Here is a 24,901-nt window from a genome sequence, read left to right on the forward strand (position 1 = left end):
TGCCCGGGAGTTCTCCCGGGCTGAGTCTTTAGCCTTTAGGCATCATTGTTTTGATGTCGTCTTGGGTGAGATCTTGCATGTTATATTTGCTCAGTAGAGCTTTATATTCAGGGCTCTTACTGTATTTTTCGATTGCGCTAATCAGAGCTTTACGAACTTCATCGTTCCCTTTTTTCACACCAAAGCCATGCAATACTGGGTCCAGTAATTTATCCGAGGAGATATCCACTCGTGAGCCCATGCGTTTGACCACGCCTTCGGCAACCGCTGAGTCGGTGATTTGCGCTTCAACTGCGTGAGAGAGCATGGCCTGAGTTGTTTGTGGGTCAGTTGGGTACATTCTGATTTTAATAGGTTTTAGGCCTTTTTTAACGCAGTAGTCTTTCGATACGTTTTGCACTTGTTTGAGCCAAGCGGTACCGGCCATTGAACCAATAGTGTGACCACAAAAATCTTGCATTGTTTTGGGTTGATAACTGGCGCCTTTAATCGAGAGGATTGACTCACCACTTTTTGAATATGGGATCATATCAATCACTTTTAAGCGAGGTGCGGTGATATACATCGAGGAGTTAATTAGATCAAAGCGGCCACCACGCAAACCAGGAATGAGGTTTGCCCAGCGAGTGTCGATGTTGCTTGCTTTGCGGCCCATCACTTTTGCCAGACCATCTAAGTATTCGATATCAAAACCAGCTGGTTTGTTGTTTTTCATATATTCATAGGGATAAAACGTCATATCTGAACCAGCAATGATTTTCCCTGGTTGTTTAAATGCGGCCAGAGCACTTAAACTTGAAAATGAGAAAACAACACCGACCAGGCTCGTTGTAATTAAGCGGGCTTTAGAACGTTTAGTACGGGCTGAAAACATCATCATAATTCCTCTTATCGATTGATAGATCAGGCACTAGCCTGGTTTTTTTCGGCTTGTTGAACAAAGAATGACGCCCCTTTGGGTTTTTGGGGTAGTCGTAATTGATTCGCTGTTATACGAATTTCGCCGCTTTCGATGCCACTGACCAACGTTCGTTCATGAACACTAGGTAGCGGATTTTCTGCCAATGGCAGCGCATCTTCAGCAGCATAAACACTAATAAAAAGCGTTCGAGGTGCATCGGTATGGTTTGGCGCTGAGGCATGCAGCAAGCGTGTGTGCATAAAGCAAACAGAGCCTGCCGGTCCAAAACAAGAGACTGACTGCTGACAGTTTTCTTGCTCAACCTGCTCGCTTACATAACCGGTGAAGTGATCGCCTTGCCAATGGGAATAAAGCGGGCCTTTGTGGCTTCCGGGGATCACCTGTAGCGGACCATTTTCTTTGGTGACATCACTTATCATTAATAGCGATGTCACCAGATCATCGTTGCTGTGTGGGGTAAATAGAAAATCTTGGTGCCATTTAACCTGTGTTGCGGTATTCGGTAATTTGGAATTCACTTTGCTATGGTGCAAGCGAGCACCGCTGCTACCAACGAGTTGGCTGGCAATTTGTGCCACAGCTGATTCAAGAGCGGTGTTTTTAAATGCTTGTGAAATTTCAGTCGGAGATGCAACCCGGCGCAGCGATGGGTGTGAGCTTGAGTGATCGCTTTCGATATCAAACCGTGAGCGCCCATCAATGGTTTCGCCCCAAGGCTGCTGATGGTTACGGCTCTGTTCAACCCAACTGTCAAAGTCTTTTTGCAGTGCGCTAATCTGCTCGCTTGAAAGGACGTTTTCAACGATTAAATAACCTTGTTCGTGGTATTTATCTATCTGCCATTGTTCAATCATGGGTGACTCCTGAAAAATCGGTTATGAAGCTAAAGAGACATCTTTAAGAAAGGTTTCAACGCGAGCGTTATGGCCTGAGCGCAGCACATGCGGTGCATCGTCACAGATCACTCGCCCCTGTTCCATAAAGATGATTCGGTCTGAGACTTTGAAGGCAAAGTTCATCTCATGGGTGACAATCACCATGGTGATCCCTTCTTTTGCTAAATCTTCGATGACCTGTAATACCTCGTTAACTTTTTCTGGATCTAAGGCCGAGGTTGGTTCGTCAAATAGCATGATCTGTGGACGCATCATTAATGCTCGAGCGATTGCCACGCGTTGCTGCTGACCACCGGATAACTGATGTGGGTGTTTCCAAGCATGTTCTAACATGCCAACTTTGTCTAACAGCTGATACGCTTGCATTTTTAGCGCTTCTTTGTCGCCCATGTGGTGATAACTTGGTGCCAACATCAGGTTGTGTAATACGCTTAAGTGTGGGAATAAGTTAAAGCTCTGAAAGACCATGCCAATGTTATTGCGATGTTCTGGGTGTTCTACAAAACGAGATTTATCTGGCCCGTAGCGCAGAAGTTTTAAAAATGGTTTGCCATTGAGGTGAATTTCGCCGTTATCCAATTGCTCTAAGCCGTTGAGCAGGCGAATTAATGTCGTTTTCCCAGAGCCTGATGGCCCAATGACTGAAACAACTTCACCAGAGTTGACCGTGAGGTTGACCGAGCCTAATACTTCAACATTGTTGTAGGCTTTGTGTAGTTTGGTCGCTTCAAGCGCGGGGCCATCAAACTCAGTGGTCGGAGTGAGCTGTACCGGCGGGGCATTTTTTACTTTTTCGATTAGCGCTTGTGGCAGTTGATGTGATTTTTTGCTTTGCGTGACATCTAAGTGTGCTTCTAAGCGTTTGAGCAGAAAGTCAAATACGGTTACGATCAACACATAATAGATGGCTACTGCGGTCATTGTTTCCATGACTAAAAAGTTTTGGGTATAAAGCTGCTGACCGACAAGCAAGATTTCAGTGAGTGAAATAACCGATACTAACGAAGTGAGTTTGACAATCGAGATATACTCATTGGTCAGCGCCGGTAGCGCCACTCGGATGGCCTGTGGAATAACAACTAACCACTGAATGCCGACAAAACGAATTCCCAATGCTTGAGCTGCTTCTTTTTGTCCTTTAGGAATGGATAACAAACCACCGCGGTGAATTTCTGCAACATAAGCACTTTCACACAATACCATTGAGATGAGTCCTGACCAAAATGGATTGGAAAGCACCGAACTACTAAATGGCAGCATTTGTGGAATGTTGTAGACGAAAATGAGTAAAACGAGTAGAGGAAGGCTGCGGAAAAACCAGATGTAAAGTTTGGCCGGAACATTTAAAATGGCAAAACGCGATTGTTTTGCTAACGCCAGAACAAAGCCAAACACGATACTTAGCAACCAACTTGCGACGCTAAGTTTTACAACTGTCCAACTGGCCCACCAAAAGTCGGAGAGTTTAAACAAGCTGAACAGATAGTCCCAGTTAAATGCCATAGAGTGTGTACCTTCGCTAAACTAATTAATCAGAGACTGATTTAGATCAGAACAAATGCGTCTCAAATATGTTTAGTCACTATGGATGGATAGCTGGATAACTAGCAATTACTTTTTTTTTGCCTTTTAGTTTAAAAAAAACTATCTAATCGGCATGCTCCGAAATCAAGCATAACGCCTTGCCCAATAGACCTGACATCATCACTCATTCGCCCCAAAACAGACCATATTTGTCCAAAATGAAGCATGTTTGAAACATCTATAACGATTTCGTAACTTTTACGTAGATAGAAAAACCATGTATGACATAGAGTAAATCTATTTATGGCTGGTATTTGCAGTCGTGGTATAGGCCTTGCTAATAAAAAGTTATGAAGATGTGAGGTTAAGTAATATTTTGTCAATAGGTGGTGGCGCATGAGATATTTTACTTTAAAACAATTGCATTACTTTTCGACGGTGGTTCAGACCGAGAGTATTGCCGAGGCTTCACGCAAGCTGCATATTGCTCAGCCATCTATTTCAATAGCGATTAAGAATCTTGAAGATTCGTTTGGTCAGCAGTTGTTGATTCGTCATCATGCGCAGGGAGTTTCGTTAACGCCCTGTGGTCGGCGCTTTTATGATAAAGCAAGCGAACTGCTGCGTTTATCCCATGAGTTTGAACAAAACACTTTAGCTAATAGTGAGATCACTAGCGGCAAAATTTCGATTGCCAGTTTTGAGTCGGTCGCGCCAATGTATATTCCGCAGTTGATTGCCGGATTTAAGAAAAAATATCCCGACATTGAAATTCAGCTGCACGATGGCGAGCAACATGAACTGATGGTCGGGTTGCATCGAGGTCAGTTTGACTTGGCTTTTTTATATGATTTGGACCTAGATAATTCAATTCGCAAAGAGGTGCTCAATGCGCCGCACAAACCTTATGCACTTCTTCCGGCCAATCATCCATTAGCCCTTAAAAAGAGCGTTTCGCTGGCTGAATTGAGCCATGAGCCGATGATCTTGCTCGATATTATTCCGAGTCGAAATTATTTTTTAAATATATTCACCGAAAAGGGACTGCATCCCCACGTTGCTTATGCCTCGCCATCGATTGAAATGGTGCGTTGTATGGTCGGTCAAGGGCAGGGATTTTCGGTGCTAGTTACGCGGCCGCACTCAAATGTTACTTATGATGGCAAAGAGTTAGCCTGTGTGGAAATTAGCGATGAGATGGAAAGTTCAACGCTGATTATGGCTTATCTGAAAACGAATGAGCCAACCAAACCGGCACGCTTGTTTATGGATTACTGTCGCCAGTGCAACTTAGATGTTACGGCCAATCAAGGACAGGTTTATCCGCTGAGTGCTTCGTTAACGGCTTAGTTTATATTGATGAGGGGCGATATTTTTTCTATTTAGGTCGTAAATATATACTAATTTACGCCATTTATTTTGTGCCATAAGCTGAATTTAATCTTTGAGAAATTAACAATTCAGTATCAAAAGGCGCGAATAATGACCAAAAATATAACACAAATCGATACCCTCATTGTTGGAGGCGGGCAGGCTGGCGTTGCAATGAGCGAACATTTGAGCCGCCAAGATGTTCCTCATCTGGTGTTGGAAAAAAATCAGATTGCCCAAGCGTGGCGAGATATGCGCTGGGATTCGCTGGTGGCCAATGGCCCAGCTTGGCATGACCGCTTCCCTGGCATGGAATTTCCTAACTGTGGCGGCGATGAATTTGTACCTAAAGAGCAGGTTGCAGATTATTTTAAGGCGTATGCCGAGAAATTTAACCTGCCGATTCGCACCGGTGTTGAGGTAAAACAAGTGATTAAAAATACCGGGGGTAGCGGATTTTGTGTTGAGACCTCTGAGGGCGCAATTCACGCGCAGCGTATTGTTTGTGCAACTGGGGCATTTCAGATCCCAACGATTCCGGCGATTGCACCTAAAGATCCTGAACTGTATCAGATTCATTCGGCAAGCTATCGTAACCCCGAGCAATTACCGCAAGGTGGTGTGTTGGTGGTCGGAGCAGGGTCTTCGGGTGTGCAGATAGCCGATGAGCTGCAGCGCTCTGGCAAAGATGTTTATCTATCCGTGGGGCTGCATGATCGCCCGCCACGCAGTTACCGAGGCCGTGATTTTGTCTGGTGGTTAGGTGTGTTGGGGCTTTGGGAAGCTCAAGCAAATGAGCCAGGCAAAGAGCATGTCACGATTGCGGTGAGCGGTGCCTACGGCGGCCAGACGATTGATTTTAGAAAACTTGCTGCCCAAGGCCTCAATCTGGTGGGGCGCACTGACGCATTTGCTGATGGAACGGCCTATTTTCGTAATGATTTGGCTGACAATATTCGCGCTGGTGATGAGAACTATCTGTCGCTGCTCGATAAAGCTGATGAGTATATTGCTCGCAATGGGTTAGATCTGCCGCTTGAGCCTGAGGCTCGCGAGTTTTTAGCCGATCCCCAGTGCATGACTCAACCGACGCTTGAGCTCAATTTAAAGCTTAACAATATTCACACGATTATCTGGGCGACGGGGTTCACCTGTGATTACAGCTGGCTGCAAGTGGATGCGCTTGATGAAAACCAGATGCCGAATCATCAACGCGGTGTTTCAAGCGAAGCTGGCGTTTATTTCTTAGGTTTGCCTTGGTTGTCTCGGCGCGGCTCAACCTTTATCTGGGGCGTGTGGCATGATGCCAAATACATCGCTGACCAGATTGTTATTCAACGACAATATCAACACTATCGCGCTCAAAACTAAAACAGGAGTTATTATGCCGACACATACTCGTATTCGTATGTTTAATACTAAAGAAACTTATCCTAATCAAACGCTTGATAATGATCTTTGTCAGGCTGTTGTGGCGGGCAATACCGTGTATGTTCGCGGACAGATTGGGACAGATTTTGCGGGCAATTTAGTGGGGTTGGGCGATCCTCGGGCGCAGGCCGAGCAGGCCATGAAGAACGTTAAACAGTTATTAGAAGAGGCAGGTAGCGACATGTCTCATATTGTTAAAACAACCACGTATATTACTGACCCGCGTTATCGTGAGCCAGTGTATCAGGAAGTTGGACGTTGGCTTAAAGGTGTCTTCCCCATTTCAACAGGGCTGGTGGTTTCAGGGTTAGCCCAACCTGAGTGGCTGATGGAAATCGATGTCATTGCCGTGATTCCGCAAGATAAATAAGGAGCGTATTGATGACTATTTCTATTGCCGGACTTTGCCCTAAAACTGGCCAATTGGGGATTGCGATTAGCTCCTCTAGTATTGCAGTCGGTGCGCGTTGCCCATGGTTACTCGCCGGAGTCGGGGCAGTTTCTAGCCAAAATATTACGCTACCTTCATTAGGCCAAGATATTTTAAATCAGCTAAGTGCTGGTAAAAGCGCAGAACAGGCACTGAATATAGCGGTTTCGGGCGATGAATTTAATGCTTATCGCCAAGTGAGTGTTTTGGATATCCATGGCGATAGCGCCTGTTTTAGCGGCGCTAAAACACTAGGCATTCACCATAGTGTTAAAGCCCAAAACTGCATTGCCGCTGGAAACATGCTGGCTAACCAGCAAGTCATTGATGCCATGGCAAATGCATTTGTAAACTCAACCGGTGAGCTCACTGCGCGTTTGATTGATGCACTTAAAGCAGGGCTTGCCAAGGGCGGTGAAGCAGGGCCGGTTCACTCTGCAGCGGTGAAAGTGGTCGATAGCCAAAGTTGGCCGCTGGTCGATTTGCGAGTGGATTGGGCTGAAGTTGAGCCAATTGATGCGCTAGAAAAGCTGTGGCTCGATTATCAGCCACAGATGATGGATTACGTGACGCGCGCTATTGACCCTCGTAAGGCTCCGAGTTATGGAGTACCTGGTGATGAGTGATTGTGACGAACTTAGCCCCGAGCTTAGAGCGCATCTCAGTCAATTATTAGCATTTGATACCACCAGCCGCGAATCGAATCTGGCATTGATTGATTCAATTGCCGATTATCTTGAAAAATTGGGTATTGGCGTAACTCGCGTTTACAACCAAGAGCGCACCAAGGCAAATTTATACGCACGGCTTGGCCCCGCAGGTAATGGTGGGGTGATGCTCTCAGGGCATACCGATGTTGTCCCTGTTGATGGCCAAAATTGGTCGGTAGAGCCATTTCAACTCACCGAGCGTGATGGCAAATGTTATGGTCGCGGCAGCGCCGATATGAAAGGCTTTCTGGCCTGTGTGTTGACGGCTCTTCCGTCATTTGTCGGGGCCAATCTACGGATGCCGCTGCATCTGGCGTTTTCTTATGATGAAGAGGTTGGATGCCTTGGGGTTCGCAGCTTAGTCGCGCATTTAAAAGCCTCTGTTGAAAAGCCTGCCATGTGCATTATTGGTGAGCCAACCAGTATGCAACCGGTATATGGCCATAAAGGCAAAGTGGGAATGCGCTGTAAAGTCCATGGCCATGCTTGTCATTCTGCGTATGCGCCAAATGGTGTGAATGCCATTGAATATGCCGCTAAGCTCATTGGTAAAATCACTGAACTTGCCGAACCACTTAAAACGCAATGTGATGAACGCTTCGATCCGCCATACAGCACACTGCAAACAGGGGTGATTCAGGGCGGGAGTGCATTAAATATTGTCCCGCAATATTGCCAGTTTGATATGGAGATGCGCTATCTGCCCAAAACTGATGCCAGTAAAACTTTTTCAGCTCTTCAGCAGTATGCTCACCACAGTTTGCAGCCTCTCATGCAGCAGGTTCATGAATCAGCGCGCGTTGAGTTCGAGCAGTTATCAGCGTATCCGCCGCTACTCACCGATCCGCAATCAGAGTTTGCCAATTGGCTGAGCCAGTGGAGTGATAACGCAGAGTTCGGTACCGTGGCTTTTGGCACTGAAGGTGGATTATTCGATGAAGCGGGAATCGCCACTTTAGTTTGCGGACCCGGCAGCATGGAACAAGGTCATAAAGCGGATGAATTTGTGAGCGTCACTCAGCTTAATCGCTCTATGGCGATGCTTAATAATCTTTGCCAGTGGATGAGTATAGATTAAAGTTTTGCTCAAATTGGCGGTTTATCTAAAAGGAAAATCCAATGGGTTTTCCTTTTTTAATGCTTTTTTATTGACGAGTTGTGTAGATGATGACGGCATATGCTACCTGCCACCGGATGCGTGCAAATCGTTGACAATTAATTGATATAAAGGATTATTAATTGTTTGGATAAAAATGCGCAGGTGGTTTTTGAGCGTGCGCAATATACAAATGTTATGTGCCAGGAAGATTATCTATGAAGAGACCACCAAAAGAAATAGATGGTGCAAAAGTCCTTGAGTGGGCGTGGTCAGGTAACACCCCATTTGGCGTTGTTCGATATGAATCGGGAGAAATCGCTGCTGAAATTTTTGGACTGGCAATATGCAAGTATCCTGACAGTGAAAAAGTTTATAGATTTAGTTGCGATTTTGAGTGGGATACAGAGCAAGACTGTGATTACAATTCGATTACTGAAGCAAAAGAAAAACTTCCTATACAATATCAAGAATCGGATGTTATCTGGCAAAAATATAAGTAATAAAGTAATTTTAGAACGCGGAAGACACATAACAAGTCGCTCAAGCGGACTGCCAACGCATGGCATTTTTAGTTTCAATGAGTTTTGTGGTTAAGGTGCAGTGCTTTGATTAATCTAGGCGCTGGCAGCCACTTAGCTCAGCGTTATATTTTGTTGAGGGAGTCATGAACAAAGCTGCTTTATTTATATCGATTGTTGCTTTCATACTATCAGCAGTTTGGTTGTATTTTGAGCGAGATTTCGAACCGCTTATCTCGACGGTACTTTGCCTCGGCGGCGTTTTGGGCTCATGGACTTACGGTAGAAAGAGCCAACGTGATAATCAATATTTAAGAGAGTTTGACGCAATTAAAGCAAGGTGGTTGGCAGAGCGCGAACTTAGACAGCCCAACTTAGACGATGCTCGTTGGCTTTTATCTGAAGTCCTGGATTTTCTTCATCGATTACGTGTTGAACCTAATACGGACAAGTACCATGCTGAAATCGATAAGTTAACTTTATCTGTAAAAACTACACAAAATATGCAGATTTACTTAGACGGTGGTGCTAGTTATTCCGAGTTTTGGCATCAGGGAACAGAGGCAATAGAAAAAATAAGTGGCATCACATCAAAAATATAACAAGGCGAAGCAATCAGACACATAACGCTTGGTCATTTGTGGTTTAAAGTTAATTATTTGCTGAGACATCAGCGTGTGTGCTGTTTGCTTAGCGTTAGCTGCTTATTAGTTTCGTGGTAACAATATGAGTCTTAATTTATCAATTGTTGAATATCTTATTGAGCAATCAAAAATAAGATTAGAACGTAATGGCATTAATTTTACGATAGAATGTTCTGAAAATGTCGCTATCTTCGATGAATTGGATTCTCTTGAGAAAGAGGAACTGATTTCAATTACAGCGCTATATTTGCTGGGTGGTGACGATGTTTTCAATATGCAGTCAGCAAGGCAACAAGCAGAAAATCTGGGATATGATGCTGTCAATCTTCTTGCCTTTGCCCCAGATTTAGGGGATAGGTTAGAACGAGGTTGTACATTTATAATAGACAATAGTGATCAACAGTAACTAATCGCAGCAATTGTGCCTGTACAGTAAATCGTAATAAATTGAGAATTAGATGGTAAAAAGATTAATAGAATCAGATATATCGTTTTTGGAAAATATCCCATGGTTTTCTAATATGAATAATATTTCTTCGGATGCAGGTGTTCTTGATGCAGTTAAAATGATCGACTCCGATGAGTGGGAAAATTTTCAACTAGATCGAAGCGGTGATATTTCTGAATACTTATCATGTAATCATCGAGCTGAATATAACGAATGGAATGATATTACTAGTGAACTTCAGGCATATCTAGAATCTAATGTATTTCCGACACTTAAAGATAAACTAAGAGAACATGATTTGCCTTTAACGATCTTTCCATCAATTCAATGGGATATCTTGTCTTATTTGCAAGAAAAAACATATGAATCTTTTGGCGTCCCTAAATTTTATTATTTGGTGTTGGAATCTTATCAGAATGGATTTTTGCCATGTGGATGGACAGGTTATTATCCAGAAGGGAAATTGTTGCAATGCTAAGTTAAAATAAGTCATCAGCATAAAACACCTAACAAATCGCATCAATACGAATCAGAGAAATCATGGAAATAGATCAAGTCGGTAAGTTCCAAGATAAAGGTGGCTACTGGGAGGGTAATCCCGACTCAATGGGTGGCGCGATACTAAGTATCGAAACTGAAAACGTATCGGACAAACAGGTCGCACTAGCTCAGGGTGTATGTAAAGGTTGGGCTGGCAAAATTGAAATTGCGTTGCAATATATCGAGAGTGTTCGAGAAGAATATAAGCTTGAAGCTCAAACTTTTAATAATCCAAACGCGTTTATAAATTCTGATAGTGAGTGGAGTATCTACTTTGACACAGAGTCTGAAGCAGAGGCTGTAGTGGGTGTCGAATTTTCAGGTGATGCACCATTTCAACTTGCTATCGGAGACTAAGCGCTTAACAAGGCGCTCAAGCAAGAAGGCAGCAAAGCTGCGCCGCTTAGCTTGGCGTTAGGCCAAAAAGAAGAACGATTATGGATACGTTAGAAAAGATCGATCAGGCGTTGCAGAATAATTTCTATAAGGCCTATGAATCGCTTCAACCTGGCGCCACTGATGATGAGTTAACTCTGTTGAAAGTATGCTTTTCCAGTAACCAAGTGCCGGAAGAAATCGTTTTGCTATATAAATGGCACAATGGTCAACTTGGCAGCTATTCCTTAAATCAAAAAGATAACCGGACATTTTTGCCAATCGATGAGGTTGTATCTTCTTGGGAATTTTTGAACGATCCAATGGAGGATATTTCAGAACCATTTTCAAAAACGTGGGTGCCTATCTTGTACAACGGAGCCGGTGACTATCTGATGTACGAAACGGAAGGTGCGGATAAGGGAAAAATACTCAGTTATTGGCACGATAGTGAACGGCGCGAGGTGGTTTACAAAAACCTGAAGGAATTCGAGCAGGAAGTGTTGTGTGCGGCACTGGCCTAACTAGTCGCTCAAGTGGGCTGTTAACGCGTGGCATTTTGGGTTTTAGTTGGTTTTGTGGTTAAGGTGTAATTGTTGAGTAATCTAGGTGTTGGCAGCCACTGAGCTTAACGTTATGGGCAAGGAGATAAAATGGAACTTATTCACTTAGAACGTACGGATGATCTATATCAAGAGGCATTGGATTTACGGTACGACTTGTTCTTTCGAACTCCTGGTCTTCCTAGGGAAATAATGTTTGATGGACTTGAATGTAGCAGTATTCATGTTGCAGTAGTAGATAATGACTCATTGTGCGCATATGGCAGATTAAGCGAAGAAAGCCCACGACGATTTAAGATTTCTCAGATGGTCGTCCGCCCAAACATGCAAGGTCAGGGCTTAGGCACTAGAGTTTTAACAAAACTGACGCATGAAGCACTCGCAAAGGGTGCTGAAGAAATATACTTAAATGCTAGGCTACATGCCGTATCAATGTATGAAAAATTGGGTTTTCAGGCTTCAGGTCAATCTTATGTGGCTAAGAGCACTGGTGTCCCTCATATCAAGATGATCAGGCGCGTCTAAATTTCCCATACAAAGCATTTAACACGGATTCTCAAAGCTTGGATATTTCAGCCTAGGCCCGCTGCAGTGCTAAATGTGGCGAGTTTAAGTTTGGGTAGTCGTGTTGTTCATCACTTAATGCGGCGTTATAAATTAGAGTAGTAAATGGATAACTATCAGAATTACACGATATGCTTACCTGATTGGGAAAGCGTTTTATCAAAACTTTGCTGCATAATTGAAGCATCGTATCAACCGGGTGACTTTGACTTGTTTGAAGATAATTTCGCGGCATCAGGGAATCAAGAATCGTTATGGTCGGTATCTGGATGTTCTGGTTGTGAGCTATCAATCAAGCTAGAAAAGTATGAAGGTTATCTATTTGGTACATTAAGTGGAGCCGGTAATACATTTGTTTCTGGAGCGTGCTTTTTGTGGGAGTCATACCTTCAACAAGGTGGTGAGTCAGCGGCTCAGGAGAAACTGAATAAGTGATTTATACAAACTGTTCAAGCAGATTCGGCACGCGTGGCAGTTTCGCTTCGTTCAAGTTTGGCACGCATTAACGCGGTGTTATGGCTCTCTCATTGTACTGTTCTTATAACCAGTGTTTCATTTTACGCCTTTTTTGCTAATAAGAATGATGATCCGGAGTTGTTAATGGAGGCCGCAACTTGGTGGATTCAAACACATCGCTTAGATCATTTTGAAAAAGCTAAAAAAATTATTGAATTGGTTAAGTCAGATAGTCAATCAATCGAGTAATCTAGGCGTTGGCAACCACTTAGCTCAGCGTTATACAAAATGGAGAAATCAGACCATGGAAAAGGTTGATTGGCATAAAAATGATATCGATGACGATACAGTTATTACAGATAGTTACAAGACAACTCAAAACGTTCGTCGTTATTTTAAAGCCAAATTTGGTGAGCAATTTAAATTCGACCGAGATTTCATGCAATGGATGAAAAGTTCGGTGGGTTTAACAATGGGTGACGCTTCTCAAGAGTGGATTCGGCGTCAAGATTCAAAGTAAGTCGTGCGAAATTTTGTATAACAAACTGATCAAGCCGATTCGGCACGCGTGGCAGTTTTGGTTCGCAGTGGCTTTTGTGTTTACGCAGTAGTGCAGAGGCATTTGTATATCGAGCCTCACTACTTAACAGGGCGTTAGTGGCTTAATCAACTTCAGCTACTCAATTGGGAATTTTTGCTTTTGATGAAGAACTCGCATCATTCGAATATTAGAACCATCGACAAAAAACGAAACGATCATTGATACTTCAGGAATAATGAGTAATCGACCTTGAATTCCCATTAACGGTTGTTCATTTAGGTTTTCAACTTGGACTTCAATATCAAGTGTATTATCGTTGCGTTTAAGTGTTCGCGCTCGGATGCACAACCTTGTCCGGTGTCCTGGAAATATTCACCCGATAAAGCAGACGAAGCGATTCACTTTGTCATCGTGCAGGCTGAAGTTTTGGCTGATGGCTGGTATTCGTAACACCTCCAGGTTTTAAAACACACAATGGATGGCGTTTAGACCAAGACGATGTGTTAAATAACTTTGCTTGGGCCGTCTTGCTGGGATGATCTTTTAATCGGTTAGTTGCGGCCTTCTTTGTACTGAGGTAGCTCATCGGTTATCTCATCCCAGTTCGATTTATAAGCGGTGAAAATGTGCGCATCAATTTGAATCGGGATATCCTCATCAAATAAGGCTAAAGCTAACTCAATTTCTGATAACGAGCAGCCTTTGGAGCGAAAGCCAATACTGGAACCACAATGTGAGCAAAATGTTCGAGTGGTGCCATTTGGCGCAACATATTCTGTGAGTAGCTCTTTGCCCGAGAGCCAAGTTAACCCACGAACTTTTGCTAGTGTTCCATAAGCACTGCCATGGAATTTTCTGCACATACTACAGTGGCAATGCGCAATATGTTGTTCGAATCCATGCACTTCAAATGAAATCTTCCCACAAAGACAACTCCCTTTATACATTTTTTCGGTGTGACTCATATCCAACCCTAAGTGAGATTAAATCGTGGTAAATAGAGCGCTCAAAGCTCAATAGGCCCTAATCCTGTTGGTTACTATAAAGTTGCTGATTTGATATTACCTTGATCAGTCCATAGAATGAATCAATGTAAAGGGAAAATGAGAACTGATTCTCTTAGCATACTCGCACTGTCGTCTAATTAATTTGAGTAAATCCTATGATGCAACGGTATTTGGCCTTACCTGATTCTTTATATCAGGTCATTAAACCTAGCAAAGTCGAAGATCCTAGCCTTTTGCTATTTAATCAGGAGTTGGCAGCCGAACTGGATTTACCACCCCAATTGTTGGGACAAGATGCGGCAGAATATTTCTGTGGAAATCAGCTGATATCAGCGCAATTAAGTCTCGCGCTTGGTTATTCTGGCCACCAGTTTGGGTCTTATAATCCGCAGCTGGGCGATGGCCGCGCTCATATGCTTGGACAAATTAACGGGTATGACTGGCAGCTGAAAGGCTCAGGGTTAACAAAATATTCCCGTGGTGGTGATGGTCGTTGCGCTCTTGGCCCAGCCGTGCGTGAATATATCATGAGTGAAGCGATGCATATTCTTGGAGTCCCAAGTATGCGTACACTCGCTGTGACCACAACCGGGGAGGCGGTGCATCGACATCAAGCTGAAGCCGGTGCTGTCGTCAGTCGTATCGGTCGCAGTCATCTGCGCATAGGCAGTTTTCAATACGCTTCATCACTGGGAGTTATCAAAGAACTGGCTGATTTTGCTATAGACCAACTTTGCCCAGAGGCACTTGATGCTGACAATCCTTACTTAGCGCTTTATCAAATTGTTCAACGCACTCAGATTAATACCTTAGTTCACTGGTATCGGGTTGGTTTTATTCATGGCGTTATGAATACCGATAACGTTGCTTTAAGCGGGGAAACATTCGACTTTGGGCCATGCGCTATGTTGGGTGAATACAAGCTAGAGCAGGTTTATAGCTCAATCGACCAACAAGGCCGCTATAGCTTTGGTAACCAAAAACGGATTATGCAGTGGAACTTGGCTCGATTTGCCGAAACCCTTATTCCGCTTATTTGTGAAAATGAACAAGAAGCCATTACTTTATTAACGCAAGAACTGGAACATTTTCCAAATGCGTTTGAGCAAGAATATGCCAAGATGTGTGCCAATAAATTGGGGTTCGAACACAGTGAAAACCCCTTAGTTTCTGAATTTTTTGAGCTATTACAGACTCATGCTTGGGATTATACAGAGATTTTTAATCAGCTCTATCATTCACTTAGTGGCGAAAAACCGCAATTGCCAAGTGAATTACTCGACTGGGCACAGCGATGGCAGCGCGCAATTAATCACCAGCAGGCTTTACTGCTGATGAGTCGCACTAACCCTAAAGCCATCCCGCGAAACCACGAAGTTGAAATGCTCATTACCGCTGCCGAAAATGAGCCGCAAGATATTCAGCTAAAAATTGATAACTATCTTAATTACTTAAAAGGTAACGTTTGTTCTGGCACTTCGTGGGGGAATCCAGATGCTGAGTTTGATCATCAATATCAAACCTTTTGTGGTACTTAAATAGCGATGATATCGACATTTAATTAGCATTAAATATGCACGACAAAATCTTTTGTTGGTAATAAAGCCAATACAATGTTCTATGTGGCTAATGACTGCATGGCAAAACGTATGATTAGTTTAAATCTGCCTTAGATTAGCGAAAAGTTAATTACAAAAGGTCAACAGCTCCTAGTCACTACAGAGTTTCTTATGAAAATTCTATGGGAAACGCCGCTAAAGTGGCGTTTTTCATTTATCCATCCTGATACCGAGTACATCTTCCTATCCTAAAATTCACTTGCTAGCTAATTGATATTAAGTTATTTTCCAGCCCTAAATTAGTTGTGAGATTCATAACGTAAAAATAATACTTTAAGACATGGAACAACGGTCGTCCGTTTAATACATTATTTGCTCTAGGAAGGAGTCATTGGTGGAAAACTTTAGGTATAAAAATAGAGAACTTGAATTTTGGAGTGTAACTGGGGAAGTCATCGGACAAAATAAGTATTCAGAAACTCATATTTCATCCAGTGGTGGTGGTGGTTATATTAACCAACATGGTGGCCATATCAGTGCTCCGACAATCAGCTCATCGGTCGTTACCAATCAGGAGTTCTGGATTAGACGTGCTAATGGCGTAGAAAAATCGGTACAACTTTCCGGTCGTGATATTCCACTGCGTCAGGGGCAGGTAATCACGCTAATCAGTGCTGGGCTAAAAGGCAAAGATAGCGGTTATTATTCTATTCTGGTTAATCATAATGCTAAACGCCATTGGTTTATTAATAAGGCAGACCAGCTTAATCGCAATCTCAGATTTTATCAGATTACCGGCAAATGCATCTTGCTTGCTATCGCCATAGCCTTGTTAATTTCCCAAATACCAAAATCAGCCATCATCAATGCTACTGTCTTTTTACTCAATATTATGGACTTTGGACTTTCTCATATCATGTCCCCCCACAATGAAAGCTCGTTACTTAATTCCATCTGGATGTCAGTCCATCATTTGCATCCGGCCGTCATCGGTATTGCTGTTGCCGTCTGTTTTCTGATTATTCATGTTGTGACAAAAATTCCGCGCATCATAAGAATGGTCTCAAAGCTTGATGCGCATCTTGAATCTCTGGCGCAGCAAGCTTACAAAACGTTTAGTGACAACTAGGGGCGATTGAATTTTGTTTTAATTAAACGCATTTTGAACGAGGCGCAGTCTGCTTTAAGCAGGGGGGCTACAAAGTTCAAGATGCGTTTAAATGAATCCAAAGGGCAGTATCTGAGGCAGATTATCCCGCGTTAAAGGTTCTTTGAGGCCAATAACTTCACGGCAAAATGTTTGCTTTGTCTAAATCTGCTGTAGTCATCTTTACCAATCACTTAATCGAATACAGCTCTCAGCCCTCTGGAAGCGGTTGGTGCGATAGCGGATATATGAGTCTCACCTTCGAAAAGATCAAATTTCATATCCAATCCCTGATAATTTCGACTTTGCATTTGTGCATGAAATTTAACAAGCAATGAACAATTATATTCAATTAGATCTTCATCCAAGCTCCCTACGGCAAGATAAAGCTTGACTGGTAAATCAGCATGATTGTCGGCATAGTTGCTTTCATAAGAAAAACACACCTGATTATCCCAGCTTAAATCTGGGGCTCCGACGATGTAGCGCTGGAACGTATCGGGTTGGTTAAAAAGCGTATATAAGCCAAAAGTCCCGCCCCATGAGAATCCAAAGAGTGTCCGGTTATCAGGTTTGGTGCGATATTGGGTGTTTATAAAGCTAAATAGTTCATCACGAATAAAGGTTAAGAAATGACGACCTTTGCCAGGTTCGATGATCATTTGGGACTGCTCTTTGATTAATTTCTCGCGTTTTTCGTCATGTGTTGGCAGAAAGTCTCGGCTACGAAGGCGTGAAATATCATCATCATCGTCAGTAGGATAGCCAATCCCAACCAAGATCATTGGTGCAATTGGAAGCCATCTAAATACCGGACTCGCAAAAATGCTAAAAACCCAATTGGCATCCGTTACATAAAGAACTGGATAACTATCATTTGAATCATGATAGCCCGGCGGTAAAGAGACAAACAGCTTATACTCTTGTTCCATATTAGAAGAGCGAAGTATATGAACTTCTGTGTTGGGAATGGTTACTTCTGGGAATACTGACATAATATAACTTACCTAATCTAATCGGGTGAACCGCTAACACTGCCTAGTGATCTATTAAGTTCGATCAACAGATTACTAACGAGACTCATTCTGAATGTATATAGCTTACGCTAATAAACTTGCGCCAATCATAAGAAAAACGAACGCGATGACTCGAGTAGGTTCAATATCAACAACATTAGCACCGAATAAACCAAATCGATCAATCACCAAAGAACTTAGTACTTGCCCAACCATAACGAGAGCTATCATTCTCGCCGCTCCCAGTTGAGGCACTACGATCGCCGTTACCGATAATACAACACATCCACATATTCCACCCAACCATACCCACCAAGGCAATCCTATCGTTGCTCTTATCATCGGCAGACCTCCGGCCGTGAAGTATGCAGCAAGAGAAAGAATAATGGTGAGGATGCCACCAGAAAAGGCTGTTGCCCATAAACTTGAATGGAGTCCTTTCGCTAACTGCGCATTCATTAACGATTGGACTGGCAACATGATCCCAGCGAAAAGAGCGAGAACTATACTGATTACTTTCATGATAGGAACTCGTTTAACACAGTGCCAAGTTGCAGGGGGCTTTCCTCTGGCAAATAATGCCCGACGCCTTGAATAACTTCCCCTCGAATATCAGTGCATAGAGCAGATAGTGTATTGTAGAGTAAATCAGATACGCCATATTGTGCACCGATGGTTAATACCGGCATTAACAGTGGATTCTTTGCCCGCAGTTTGTTTATTTCTATGTCCTGCTTGGAGAATGCATGTCTGTAGTAACTTAATGCACTACGGAGTGCTCCTGGAAGTCGGTTTACTCGAACATATTCGGCCAGCGCCTTCTCATCAATCATCCAACCATATTCAGCTTTGGTTGAAAACAACCATTGTAGGAATGGTTCTTCACGGCCTTTTATCAAAATTTCTGGTAGATCGTTGAGTCTGTTGAAAGCAAAATGCCAAGTCCGCATGACTTGCTCATCGGTTAGCTCACCACTAGGAAGTGTGCTGAGTCCAGGTATTGCAGCATCCATTAACACTAGTTTTTTGACACAATCTGGGTGATCTGAAGCAAGTGCATAACCCATCCACGCGCCTACATCATGTGCGATGATTTCAATACCGTCTTTTTCTTGTGTGGCGATACTCTTAATAACTGAACGTAATGTTAAAGCAATACTGGTTGAATCATATCCACCATCTGGATGATCAGAGTCGCCCATGCCTGGAAGATCGAGTGCTACTACTCGTTTACCTGAGTTGGCGAGTATGGGCATCAGATAGCGCCAGGCATACCAACTCTGAGGCCATCCGGGTAATAGCAATACTGTTGAGCCATGTCCTCCTGAGACATAGTGCATTCGCCCCATTTGTGTTCTTACCACCCCATGAGAAAATTGCTGCCAAAACTGTTGCTCATTAAATTTAATATTTTGCATATCACATCCTATTATGGAAATATTTATTTCCTAATTGGTTAAAAATTATGGCTACGCAATAAATTGGATAGCCAATTGAAAATTTCAGGTTATTTAGAGGACATTCTCTACTTAATCAAGCAGGCTCATCGAAGTTGAAACAATGTTTTCGAGATGACTTTTGTCTACGTTAGCCTTGCCAATTACCCGCATTCCTTGGGTAATACTATGGAGTGTTTGAGCCATTTTATCTGGGTCTATCGTCACTGGAATTGACCCATCTTGTTGACCCAGCATGATAAGTTCACGAATCGTTTTGATGCCTGAGTGAAACAGCCTATTAATTTTTTGTTTTATTTCACTATCTTCACTAGCTAATTCTATAGCTGTGGCAACCACCATGCAGCCGATTTGCCCCGACTCACCCAAACTATCTTGAGCATAACCTTCGAGTAGTTTGCGTATCTTATCTTTACCTAAGTCTGCTTGAGCAATTCGATTTTGACTTAGTGTATCTCGCTGATTTTTATAGTAATCAAGAGTTTTTAGAAACAGCGTTCGTTTATCTTTAAACGCTTTATAAATGCTCCCAGCTGTCAAATTGAGTGACTCACTCAAGTCTTTGATGGATGTCCCATTATAACCTTTGGCACTAAAAACTTTGATCGCGTCCGACAATGCAACATCAGTATCAAACGTTCTTGGCCTTCCTGGTGATGCAGTCATCAACAATGTTCCCGATTTGTGTTTAAATTATAATAGGAAATATTTGTTTCCTATTCAAGTAATTCTTAAAATTTTTTAGCATATAGAAATCGAAACTCATAGTTCAAAAAATGGTGGAATCTGGTTTTTATATAGATTTCATATCGTTAAAAGACTAGCATTCATAGTAAATGAAGTTTTGTTTCATCATTATTGTCTGCGATTGAGCGTGTTTGTAATTGGCGAATATATTGACTGGGAGGAACCCCTATCATTTTACGAAACGCAGTAGAGAAACTGCTTGAACTTTGAAACCCCATATCGAATGCAACTTTCGTGATGGGCTCTCCAATAATAAGTCGCTCAATCGCTGTCATGATCCTCAGTCTTTCGCGCCAAAGAGTAAAACTCATCTGAGTTTCTTTCTCAAAAAGGCGGGCAATCGTTCGCTGGCTGGAATTGGCAAATGATGCCAACTGTCCCAACGTCATCGAACAACCCGGATTCTCTTTGAGCATTTTGGTTATGGCGCGAAGCCGCTTGTCTTTTCCATCAGCGATAAAAAAACTTGAGGATGAATAAGCGTCCTGCAACTGAAATCCGAGCAATTGTCGAATCAAATCCAGCTGTTCAGTCTGTGAAGATGCTAATTGCTGAGCTTGTTCGGCCAAAGCCATCAAAAGAGCAGAGACCACCAGTAATGACACCTGTTCTGGTATTTTTAATTGACTAGCTTCAAAACGCAGATTTAACAATTCAGAGGTTTCTGTATAAGCCGCTCTGTGCCGAATTCCCGCTGGGACCCATATAGCAGTTCCGGGGATGGCAAGCCACCATCCCTGTTGTGTTTGAATTCTCACTGAACCGCGTTTTGCAATGGTCAACTGGCCACGCTGATGAGTGTGAAAATCAACTTCTGTTCCTGATTCGTGCGTTAAATAGGACTTTTCTATGGGCACGTATATGTCTGACATGATGGCCTAGCTACGGTTAATTGGCTGTTTAGAGAATAAGGTTGGCTGATTCAATAAAGAATAAACATCAATTTTACTTAAAATACAACTTATTCATTTAACCGTATTTAGTAAGATAAAGGAAATAAAATGAAGTCCATCAAGATCGTTTGTATTAGTAGCGGTATCCGTAAACAGTCCAACTCTCAAGCGGTAATGAGTAGTGTCATTGAGTTGATTAGTGATAGAGCGACATGTTCACAGCTACCCATCGGCGCATATCCTCATTACAGCCAAGATCTAGAACAAGATGCTTTGCCTGAATTGATTCATCAGGCGCGCGCGCTCATTGAAGATTGTGATGCAGTGATTATTGTCACCTCAGAATATAACCATGGTATTCCTGGTGTTCTAAAAAATGCACTAGACTGGCTTTCTCGTCCTGTCAGAGCAAGCGCAATGAAACATAAACCGGTGTTGTTTATCTCTCAATCGACAGGGGCACTCGGTGGCGTCAGAGCTCAATATCAATTACGCGAGACTTTATCATCCATGCTTTGCGAGTTAGTTCCGCTTCCTGAAATCACTATTGCATCTATTGCCAATAAAATCGTGAATGGCAAGTTACAAGATGAAAAGGCACAGCAATTTATGGCGACTCAGCTAAATGAATTTCTGACTGTGATTAGCAATAAGAAGGAGTGATAAGAATGGAGAATCTTTGGGCTCTTTTAGTAGGGATCATCATGGGAGGTGGGTTTGCTTTTTTAAAATTGCCAATCCCAGCCCCACAGAATCTAGCCGGTATTTTAGGCGCTTTCGGTGTATTTATCTGACTCACCAATTTCGAACCTTATTGCTGTTGCATCTAAAGTTGGCCAACTCTCTTCCATAAAACCAAAGAAAAATAGTATTACTTGTATATCTCTGTGCTTTTGGTCATTTTCTTTCATCGAATCGTAAAGAAAAGTTTTAATTTCTTGTTCGATATCCATAATCTAAATACTCACCTTGTAGGCTTAACATTTTTATATTGTGCGCGCTCAAAAACTGCCTGCACACTTTTACCCTAAATTTCTATAATCTTTATTATATCAGATAGATACATGATGCTACTGAAATACATCTCGAAATAAAGTGTGCGTGCACAACATCTTCGCAAGGCAATTTCATAACATTCTGATTTATTGGGTTTTATTCATACCACGGGAAACAAAGTGTGCACATAAAAGCAAAAAATCCTCTATTTACTCGCTCAGATAAATAATATTGTTCATATATACATATTTTTTGTTGACTCTATCGTGACTCACAATCTCGTTAAGTGGATGCCCTTGGAGATACCCATCCACCACTGCGATAACTAGCAATCATTAATAAGGCGGTAGTCATTTTGTAGTATTACAAAAATTTGGTCAGTCTTTAGAAGCTAGAGTTAGCCAAAAATCACGAGGCTAACTCATTTAGGGGCACAATTGATTTGCTCAAGTAGTCTCGAGGTAATTGCATCTTTTTAAGCAACCCATTAAGGTTCGTTTTGTCATTTAATGTAATGGGTTACGGTATCTACCTGCATACTGTTATTACTTAGATAGCAAAAGGAAGGCGTATGGCCAAAGTTGTCTCAGTTAGTAAAAGTCACAGTCATTCATTTTCAAAAACAGTTTTATCTTCAATTATGCTGATTCGAGGTGAAGGTGTTGAAGGCGATGCGCATCAAGGCAAAACAGTTCAACATCGCTCAAGAGTCAAAGCTGACCCGACACAGCCTAATCTTCGGCAGGTGCATTTGATTCATCAGGAGTTATTCGATGAGCTCAACAAGAGTGGTTTTACTGTTGAACCAGGCGCTCTTGGTGAAAATATTACCACGCAAGGAGTTGAGTTATTATCTCTACCGAAAGGGACGATTTTAACCTTTCCAAGTGGGGCTCAAATTGCAATAACTGGTCTGCGCAATCCTTGTCCGCAAATTGAAAACTTTCAAAATGGCTTACTTGACGCGGTATTAAGTCGTGATGAGTCAGGACGATTGAGTCGAAAAGCGGGTGTTATGGCAATTGTACTCGTGGGTGGGGTGGTAAACAGTGGCGATGAAATTGCTATCTTTTTGCCAGAACAACCGTTTGAATCACTTCATGTGGTGTGAATAAATAAGTAATGAAATCATTGGGTTTTATTATTGTCTGAATTTTATGGCTAGGATTACAGCACTCAGTCTTGCCTGCTCTAATTGATTCGCCATAGAGAACTCATCACATCTTTGATGTATAAAGCGGCTGTCACTCAAGGTAATATTGATTCAGAGCGAGTGTTGTAAAAATTTGGTTTTAGGCTAGCTTAAGTTGTGTTGTGCTTTCGGCTCGGCTTAAAAATTTATGACTCTCTTATCTATCGGGTGTCACTCAATAGCGGCGTTTAATATAAAGGGATTAGCAGAGTAGTTATGCAAAATATTTTAATATTGGTTGATGTTCAAAATGTCTATTACACGACGCGCCAAACGTTTGCTAAGAACTTTAATTACAACAAGTTCTGGGCGCAGGTCACACATGAGCGCCACGTTGTAAAAGCGATTGCATATGCAGTGGACCGCGGTGATAAAAAACAGCAAGAGTTTCAGAATATTTTGCGAGCCATTGGTTTTGATGTAAAACTCAAACCTTTTATTCAGCGCTCTGATGGCTCGGCAAAAGGTGATTGGGATGTCGGGATCACTATTGATGCGCTTGAATATTGCGCGCAAGCTGATGTCGTCGTATTGGTTTCTGGCGATGGTGATTTTGCAATATTAGCGGAGCATTTACGCCATAAAAGAAACAAGCAAGTTGAGGTTTATGGTGTTGCTCATCTAACGGCAGCGGCGCTTTGTCATGCTGCTGATAGATATATCCCAATCGATAAAGAGCTGTTGCTTAATTAATCAGCCAATCACTTGCTTTTATTGGTTTTATGCGGGCAGAAATAAGGCAGTGAATATCCCTTTTTAGTGAATAAATTTACCATTTAATAGGGCAATGCCGCGGATTTTTGGTTGATATTTTTAAATCGAAATAATGGCTGATTATTTGATTGGCGGCTTAACGGCGCAGTGGTAGGCTCTGCTATCTATTGTGCTCAGTCACCTGATTTTTAAGTCGTTTATGTTTTGGTCTGCGTTTTACCGTATTCCTCGCAGTGTGCGGTTTATTCTCTTTTCTGCGTTAGGTTTTTCTCTGATGTCGGCATTTGTCAAACTGGTTTACAGCTATGGCATCCCGGTATTTGAGATTGTTGCTGGCCGAGCGATTGTCTCGCTAGTTATCAGTTATGCAGATGTTAAACGAAAGGGAATTTCCGTGTGGGGAACGAGCAAAGGGTGGTTATTAGCCCGCGGTTTTATCGGCACGATTGCACTGTTATGTGGTTATTATGCGGTCTCGACGCTGTCGTTGGCCGAGGCGACCATCCTGCAATATATTAATCCAGTCTTCATTGCCTGTATCAGCTTTTTTGTCCTGCGTGAGCGGCTTTATTTCTCAACGATTGTTTGTATTATTTTATGCTTGGTTGGGCTGGTGGTGATGGTTAGCCCAAGTTTATCGTCATCCATCGATGGTCATGTTCCGTTATTCAGTATCATTATTGCATTGATAGGCGCATTGGGAAGCTCAGTTGCTTATGTCATCGTTAAGCGCTTAAGCAATGTTGAAGATAGCTCTGTTATTATTTTTTATTTTCCGTTAATTGCTCTGCCAATATCAGGCGTATTGATGCTTCACACGTTTGTTTGGCCGTCGTTTAAAGTAATTGTTCTGATGGTGTTGGTGGGCATTTTCACGCAGATGGGGCAGGTCGGAATGACCAAAGCCATGCAAAGTGAGTCAGCCAGTAAAGCATCTGCTTACTCCTATATTCAGATTGTGTTCGCAATATTTTTAGGTTGGGCAATGTTCGGCAATATTCCAACTCTGTGGACGGTCATCGGTGGCATTTTAATTATTGGTGGGGCGATCCTTAACTTAATTGGTCGGCATCGTTAGTGCTTGTATCAATAAGGGTGATTGTATCTCTTAGTATTGAGGCAAGACTTTTTAACAAAAGCT

The 24,901-nt window shown here is 42.5% G+C and carries 31 protein-coding genes and 3 pseudogenes; 22 read left to right on the plus strand and 12 right to left on the minus strand.

Annotated elements, in window-relative coordinates; translation table 11 throughout:
* Positions 1 to 28: 28 nt before the first annotated feature.
* The 4 genes and pseudogenes from ABTQ23_RS15635 to ABTQ23_RS15650 all read right to left on the minus strand — a co-directional run.
* Positions 29 to 874, minus strand: coding sequence for an ABC transporter substrate-binding protein (locus ABTQ23_RS15635; protein ID WP_408616747.1), 846 nt, complete (start codon positions 872 to 874; stop codon positions 29 to 31).
* A 29-nt stretch (positions 875 to 903) separates the two neighbouring features.
* The gene (locus ABTQ23_RS15640; RefSeq protein WP_408616682.1) at positions 904 to 1,776 is read right to left on the minus strand and encodes a phytanoyl-CoA dioxygenase family protein; all 873 of its coding nucleotides are present in this window, start codon (positions 1,774 to 1,776) and stop codon (positions 904 to 906) included.
* Between the two features lie 21 nt (positions 1,777 to 1,797).
* Positions 1,798 to 2,559, minus strand: a pseudogene (locus ABTQ23_RS15645) (amino acid ABC transporter ATP-binding protein); the annotation flags it as partial.
* 83 nt (positions 2,560 to 2,642) lie between these two features.
* Positions 2,643 to 3,321 (minus strand): annotated as a pseudogene (locus ABTQ23_RS15650) (amino acid ABC transporter permease); the annotation flags it as partial.
* Between the two features lie 417 nt (positions 3,322 to 3,738).
* On the opposite strand from ABTQ23_RS15650, the gene ABTQ23_RS15655 reads away from it, so the two are divergent.
* The 15 genes from ABTQ23_RS15655 to ABTQ23_RS15725 all read left to right on the plus strand — a co-directional run bounded on the left by ABTQ23_RS15655 (position 3,739) and on the right by ABTQ23_RS15725 (position 13,011).
* Positions 3,739 to 4,692, plus strand: coding sequence for a LysR family transcriptional regulator (locus tag ABTQ23_RS15655; RefSeq protein WP_408616683.1), 954 nt, complete (start codon positions 3,739 to 3,741; stop codon positions 4,690 to 4,692).
* A 132-nt stretch (positions 4,693 to 4,824) separates the two neighbouring features.
* Positions 4,825 to 6,084, plus strand: a complete 1,260-nt coding sequence (locus ABTQ23_RS15660; protein ID WP_408616684.1) for a flavin-containing monooxygenase — start codon at positions 4,825 to 4,827, stop codon at positions 6,082 to 6,084.
* Positions 6,085 to 6,097: 13 nt separating this feature from the next.
* Complete coding sequence (locus tag ABTQ23_RS15665) at positions 6,098 to 6,514, plus strand: RidA family protein (RefSeq protein WP_408616685.1); 417 nt, start codon at positions 6,098 to 6,100, stop codon at positions 6,512 to 6,514.
* Between the two features lie 11 nt (positions 6,515 to 6,525).
* Positions 6,526 to 7,200: a DUF1028 domain-containing protein gene (locus ABTQ23_RS15670; RefSeq protein ID WP_408616686.1), complete on the plus strand. Its 675-nt coding sequence runs from the start codon at positions 6,526 to 6,528 to the stop codon at positions 7,198 to 7,200.
* Complete coding sequence (gene argE, locus ABTQ23_RS15675; RefSeq protein WP_408616687.1) at positions 7,193 to 8,362, plus strand: acetylornithine deacetylase; 1,170 nt, start codon at positions 7,193 to 7,195, stop codon at positions 8,360 to 8,362. The genes ABTQ23_RS15670 and argE overlap by 8 nt, the downstream gene beginning before the upstream one ends.
* Before the next feature lie 236 nt (positions 8,363 to 8,598).
* A complete protein-coding gene (locus tag ABTQ23_RS15680) occupies positions 8,599 to 8,883 on the plus strand; it encodes a hypothetical protein (protein ID WP_408616688.1) in 285 nt (94 codons plus the stop codon).
* A 164-nt stretch (positions 8,884 to 9,047) separates the two neighbouring features.
* On the plus strand, positions 9,048 to 9,503 hold the full coding sequence (locus tag ABTQ23_RS15685) for a hypothetical protein (RefSeq protein WP_408616689.1): 456 nt from the start codon (positions 9,048 to 9,050) through the stop codon (positions 9,501 to 9,503).
* Positions 9,504 to 9,627: 124 nt separating this feature from the next.
* The gene (locus ABTQ23_RS15690; protein WP_408616690.1) at positions 9,628 to 9,951 is read left to right on the plus strand and encodes a hypothetical protein; all 324 of its coding nucleotides are present in this window, start codon (positions 9,628 to 9,630) and stop codon (positions 9,949 to 9,951) included.
* A gap of 52 nt (positions 9,952 to 10,003) precedes the next feature.
* Complete coding sequence (locus ABTQ23_RS15695; protein WP_408616691.1) at positions 10,004 to 10,471, plus strand: hypothetical protein; 468 nt, start codon at positions 10,004 to 10,006, stop codon at positions 10,469 to 10,471.
* A 62-nt stretch (positions 10,472 to 10,533) separates the two neighbouring features.
* Positions 10,534 to 10,890 carry a hypothetical protein gene (locus ABTQ23_RS15700; RefSeq protein WP_408616692.1) on the plus strand — a complete coding sequence of 119 codons (357 nt, stop codon included), beginning with the start codon at positions 10,534 to 10,536 and terminating at the stop codon, positions 10,888 to 10,890.
* An 80-nt stretch (positions 10,891 to 10,970) separates the two neighbouring features.
* Positions 10,971 to 11,432, plus strand: a complete 462-nt coding sequence (locus ABTQ23_RS15705; RefSeq protein WP_408616693.1) for an SMI1/KNR4 family protein — start codon at positions 10,971 to 10,973, stop codon at positions 11,430 to 11,432.
* 129 nt (positions 11,433 to 11,561) lie between these two features.
* Entirely contained in the window at positions 11,562 to 11,996 is a 435-nt protein-coding gene (locus ABTQ23_RS15710) for a GNAT family N-acetyltransferase (protein ID WP_408616694.1), read from the plus strand.
* Between the two features lie 144 nt (positions 11,997 to 12,140).
* Complete coding sequence (locus ABTQ23_RS15715) at positions 12,141 to 12,470, plus strand: hypothetical protein (RefSeq protein ID WP_408616695.1); 330 nt, start codon at positions 12,141 to 12,143, stop codon at positions 12,468 to 12,470.
* 57 nt (positions 12,471 to 12,527) lie between these two features.
* Positions 12,528 to 12,740 carry a DUF6500 family protein gene (locus tag ABTQ23_RS15720; protein ID WP_408616748.1) on the plus strand — a complete coding sequence of 71 codons (213 nt, stop codon included), beginning with the start codon at positions 12,528 to 12,530 and terminating at the stop codon, positions 12,738 to 12,740.
* Positions 12,741 to 12,795: 55 nt separating this feature from the next.
* Complete coding sequence (locus ABTQ23_RS15725) at positions 12,796 to 13,011, plus strand: DUF6434 domain-containing protein (protein ID WP_408616696.1); 216 nt, start codon at positions 12,796 to 12,798, stop codon at positions 13,009 to 13,011.
* Between the two features lie 156 nt (positions 13,012 to 13,167).
* On the opposite strand, the pseudogene ABTQ23_RS15730 reads toward ABTQ23_RS15725, so the two are convergent.
* Both ABTQ23_RS15730 and ABTQ23_RS15735 read right to left on the minus strand, forming a co-directional pair.
* Positions 13,168 to 13,332: pseudogene (locus ABTQ23_RS15730) on the minus strand (type II toxin-antitoxin system RelE/ParE family toxin); the annotation flags it as partial.
* A gap of 251 nt (positions 13,333 to 13,583) precedes the next feature.
* Positions 13,584 to 13,997, minus strand: coding sequence for a GFA family protein (locus ABTQ23_RS15735; RefSeq protein ID WP_408616697.1), 414 nt, complete (start codon positions 13,995 to 13,997; stop codon positions 13,584 to 13,586).
* 197 nt (positions 13,998 to 14,194) lie between these two features.
* Between ABTQ23_RS15735 and ABTQ23_RS15740 the strand changes: the two genes are divergently transcribed.
* Together ABTQ23_RS15740 and ABTQ23_RS15745 are read left to right on the plus strand one after the other, a co-directional pair.
* Positions 14,195 to 15,577 carry a protein adenylyltransferase SelO gene (locus tag ABTQ23_RS15740; protein WP_408616698.1) on the plus strand — a complete coding sequence of 461 codons (1,383 nt, stop codon included), beginning with the start codon at positions 14,195 to 14,197 and terminating at the stop codon, positions 15,575 to 15,577.
* Between the two features lie 415 nt (positions 15,578 to 15,992).
* On the plus strand, positions 15,993 to 16,727 hold the full coding sequence (locus ABTQ23_RS15745; RefSeq protein ID WP_408616699.1) for a hypothetical protein: 735 nt from the start codon (positions 15,993 to 15,995) through the stop codon (positions 16,725 to 16,727).
* Between the two features lie 212 nt (positions 16,728 to 16,939).
* Here the strand turns inward: ABTQ23_RS15745 and ABTQ23_RS15750 are convergent, their stop codons facing one another.
* From ABTQ23_RS15750 to ABTQ23_RS15770, 5 genes are all read right to left on the minus strand, one after another.
* Positions 16,940 to 17,740, minus strand: a complete 801-nt coding sequence (locus tag ABTQ23_RS15750) for an alpha/beta hydrolase (protein WP_408616700.1) — start codon at positions 17,738 to 17,740, stop codon at positions 16,940 to 16,942.
* 105 nt (positions 17,741 to 17,845) lie between these two features.
* Positions 17,846 to 18,283, minus strand: a complete 438-nt coding sequence (locus ABTQ23_RS15755; protein ID WP_408616701.1) for a DMT family transporter — start codon at positions 18,281 to 18,283, stop codon at positions 17,846 to 17,848.
* Positions 18,280 to 19,179: an alpha/beta fold hydrolase gene (locus ABTQ23_RS15760; RefSeq protein ID WP_408616702.1), complete on the minus strand. Its 900-nt coding sequence runs from the start codon at positions 19,177 to 19,179 to the stop codon at positions 18,280 to 18,282. The genes ABTQ23_RS15755 and ABTQ23_RS15760 overlap by 4 nt, the downstream gene beginning before the upstream one ends.
* A gap of 111 nt (positions 19,180 to 19,290) precedes the next feature.
* A complete protein-coding gene (locus ABTQ23_RS15765) occupies positions 19,291 to 19,884 on the minus strand; it encodes a TetR/AcrR family transcriptional regulator (RefSeq protein WP_408616703.1) in 594 nt (197 codons plus the stop codon).
* Between the two features lie 161 nt (positions 19,885 to 20,045).
* Positions 20,046 to 20,837 (minus strand): helix-turn-helix domain-containing protein, encoded by a 792-nt coding sequence (locus ABTQ23_RS15770; protein ID WP_408616704.1) that lies wholly within the window; start codon positions 20,835 to 20,837, stop codon positions 20,046 to 20,048.
* A gap of 129 nt (positions 20,838 to 20,966) precedes the next feature.
* Between ABTQ23_RS15770 and ABTQ23_RS15775 the strand changes: the two genes are divergently transcribed.
* Together ABTQ23_RS15775 and ABTQ23_RS15780 are read left to right on the plus strand one after the other, a co-directional pair.
* On the plus strand, positions 20,967 to 21,521 hold the full coding sequence (locus ABTQ23_RS15775) for an NADPH-dependent FMN reductase (protein WP_408616705.1): 555 nt from the start codon (positions 20,967 to 20,969) through the stop codon (positions 21,519 to 21,521).
* Positions 21,522 to 21,562: 41 nt separating this feature from the next.
* Positions 21,563 to 21,652: a XapX domain-containing protein gene (locus tag ABTQ23_RS15780; protein WP_408616749.1), complete on the plus strand. Its 90-nt coding sequence runs from the start codon at positions 21,563 to 21,565 to the stop codon at positions 21,650 to 21,652.
* Here the strand turns inward: ABTQ23_RS15780 and ABTQ23_RS15785 are convergent.
* Positions 21,626 to 21,811: a hypothetical protein gene (locus tag ABTQ23_RS15785; protein ID WP_408616706.1), complete on the minus strand. Its 186-nt coding sequence runs from the start codon at positions 21,809 to 21,811 to the stop codon at positions 21,626 to 21,628. The two genes, ABTQ23_RS15780 and ABTQ23_RS15785, sit on opposite strands and share 27 nt — an antisense overlap.
* A gap of 614 nt (positions 21,812 to 22,425) precedes the next feature.
* On the opposite strand from ABTQ23_RS15785, the gene ABTQ23_RS15790 reads away from it, so the two are divergent.
* From ABTQ23_RS15790 to ABTQ23_RS15800, 3 genes are all read left to right on the plus strand, one after another.
* Entirely contained in the window at positions 22,426 to 22,965 is a 540-nt protein-coding gene (locus ABTQ23_RS15790) for an MOSC domain-containing protein (protein ID WP_408616707.1), read from the plus strand.
* Positions 22,966 to 23,262: 297 nt separating this feature from the next.
* Positions 23,263 to 23,739: a LabA-like NYN domain-containing protein gene (locus tag ABTQ23_RS15795; protein ID WP_408616708.1), complete on the plus strand. Its 477-nt coding sequence runs from the start codon at positions 23,263 to 23,265 to the stop codon at positions 23,737 to 23,739.
* 220 nt (positions 23,740 to 23,959) lie between these two features.
* Positions 23,960 to 24,838: a DMT family transporter gene (locus ABTQ23_RS15800; RefSeq protein ID WP_408616709.1), complete on the plus strand. Its 879-nt coding sequence runs from the start codon at positions 23,960 to 23,962 to the stop codon at positions 24,836 to 24,838.
* Positions 24,839 to 24,901 lie beyond the last annotated feature (63 nt).

It is taken from the genome of Celerinatantimonas sediminis, from assembly GCF_046054195.1.
Taxonomy (GTDB): domain Bacteria; phylum Pseudomonadota; class Gammaproteobacteria; order Enterobacterales; family Celerinatantimonadaceae; genus Celerinatantimonas.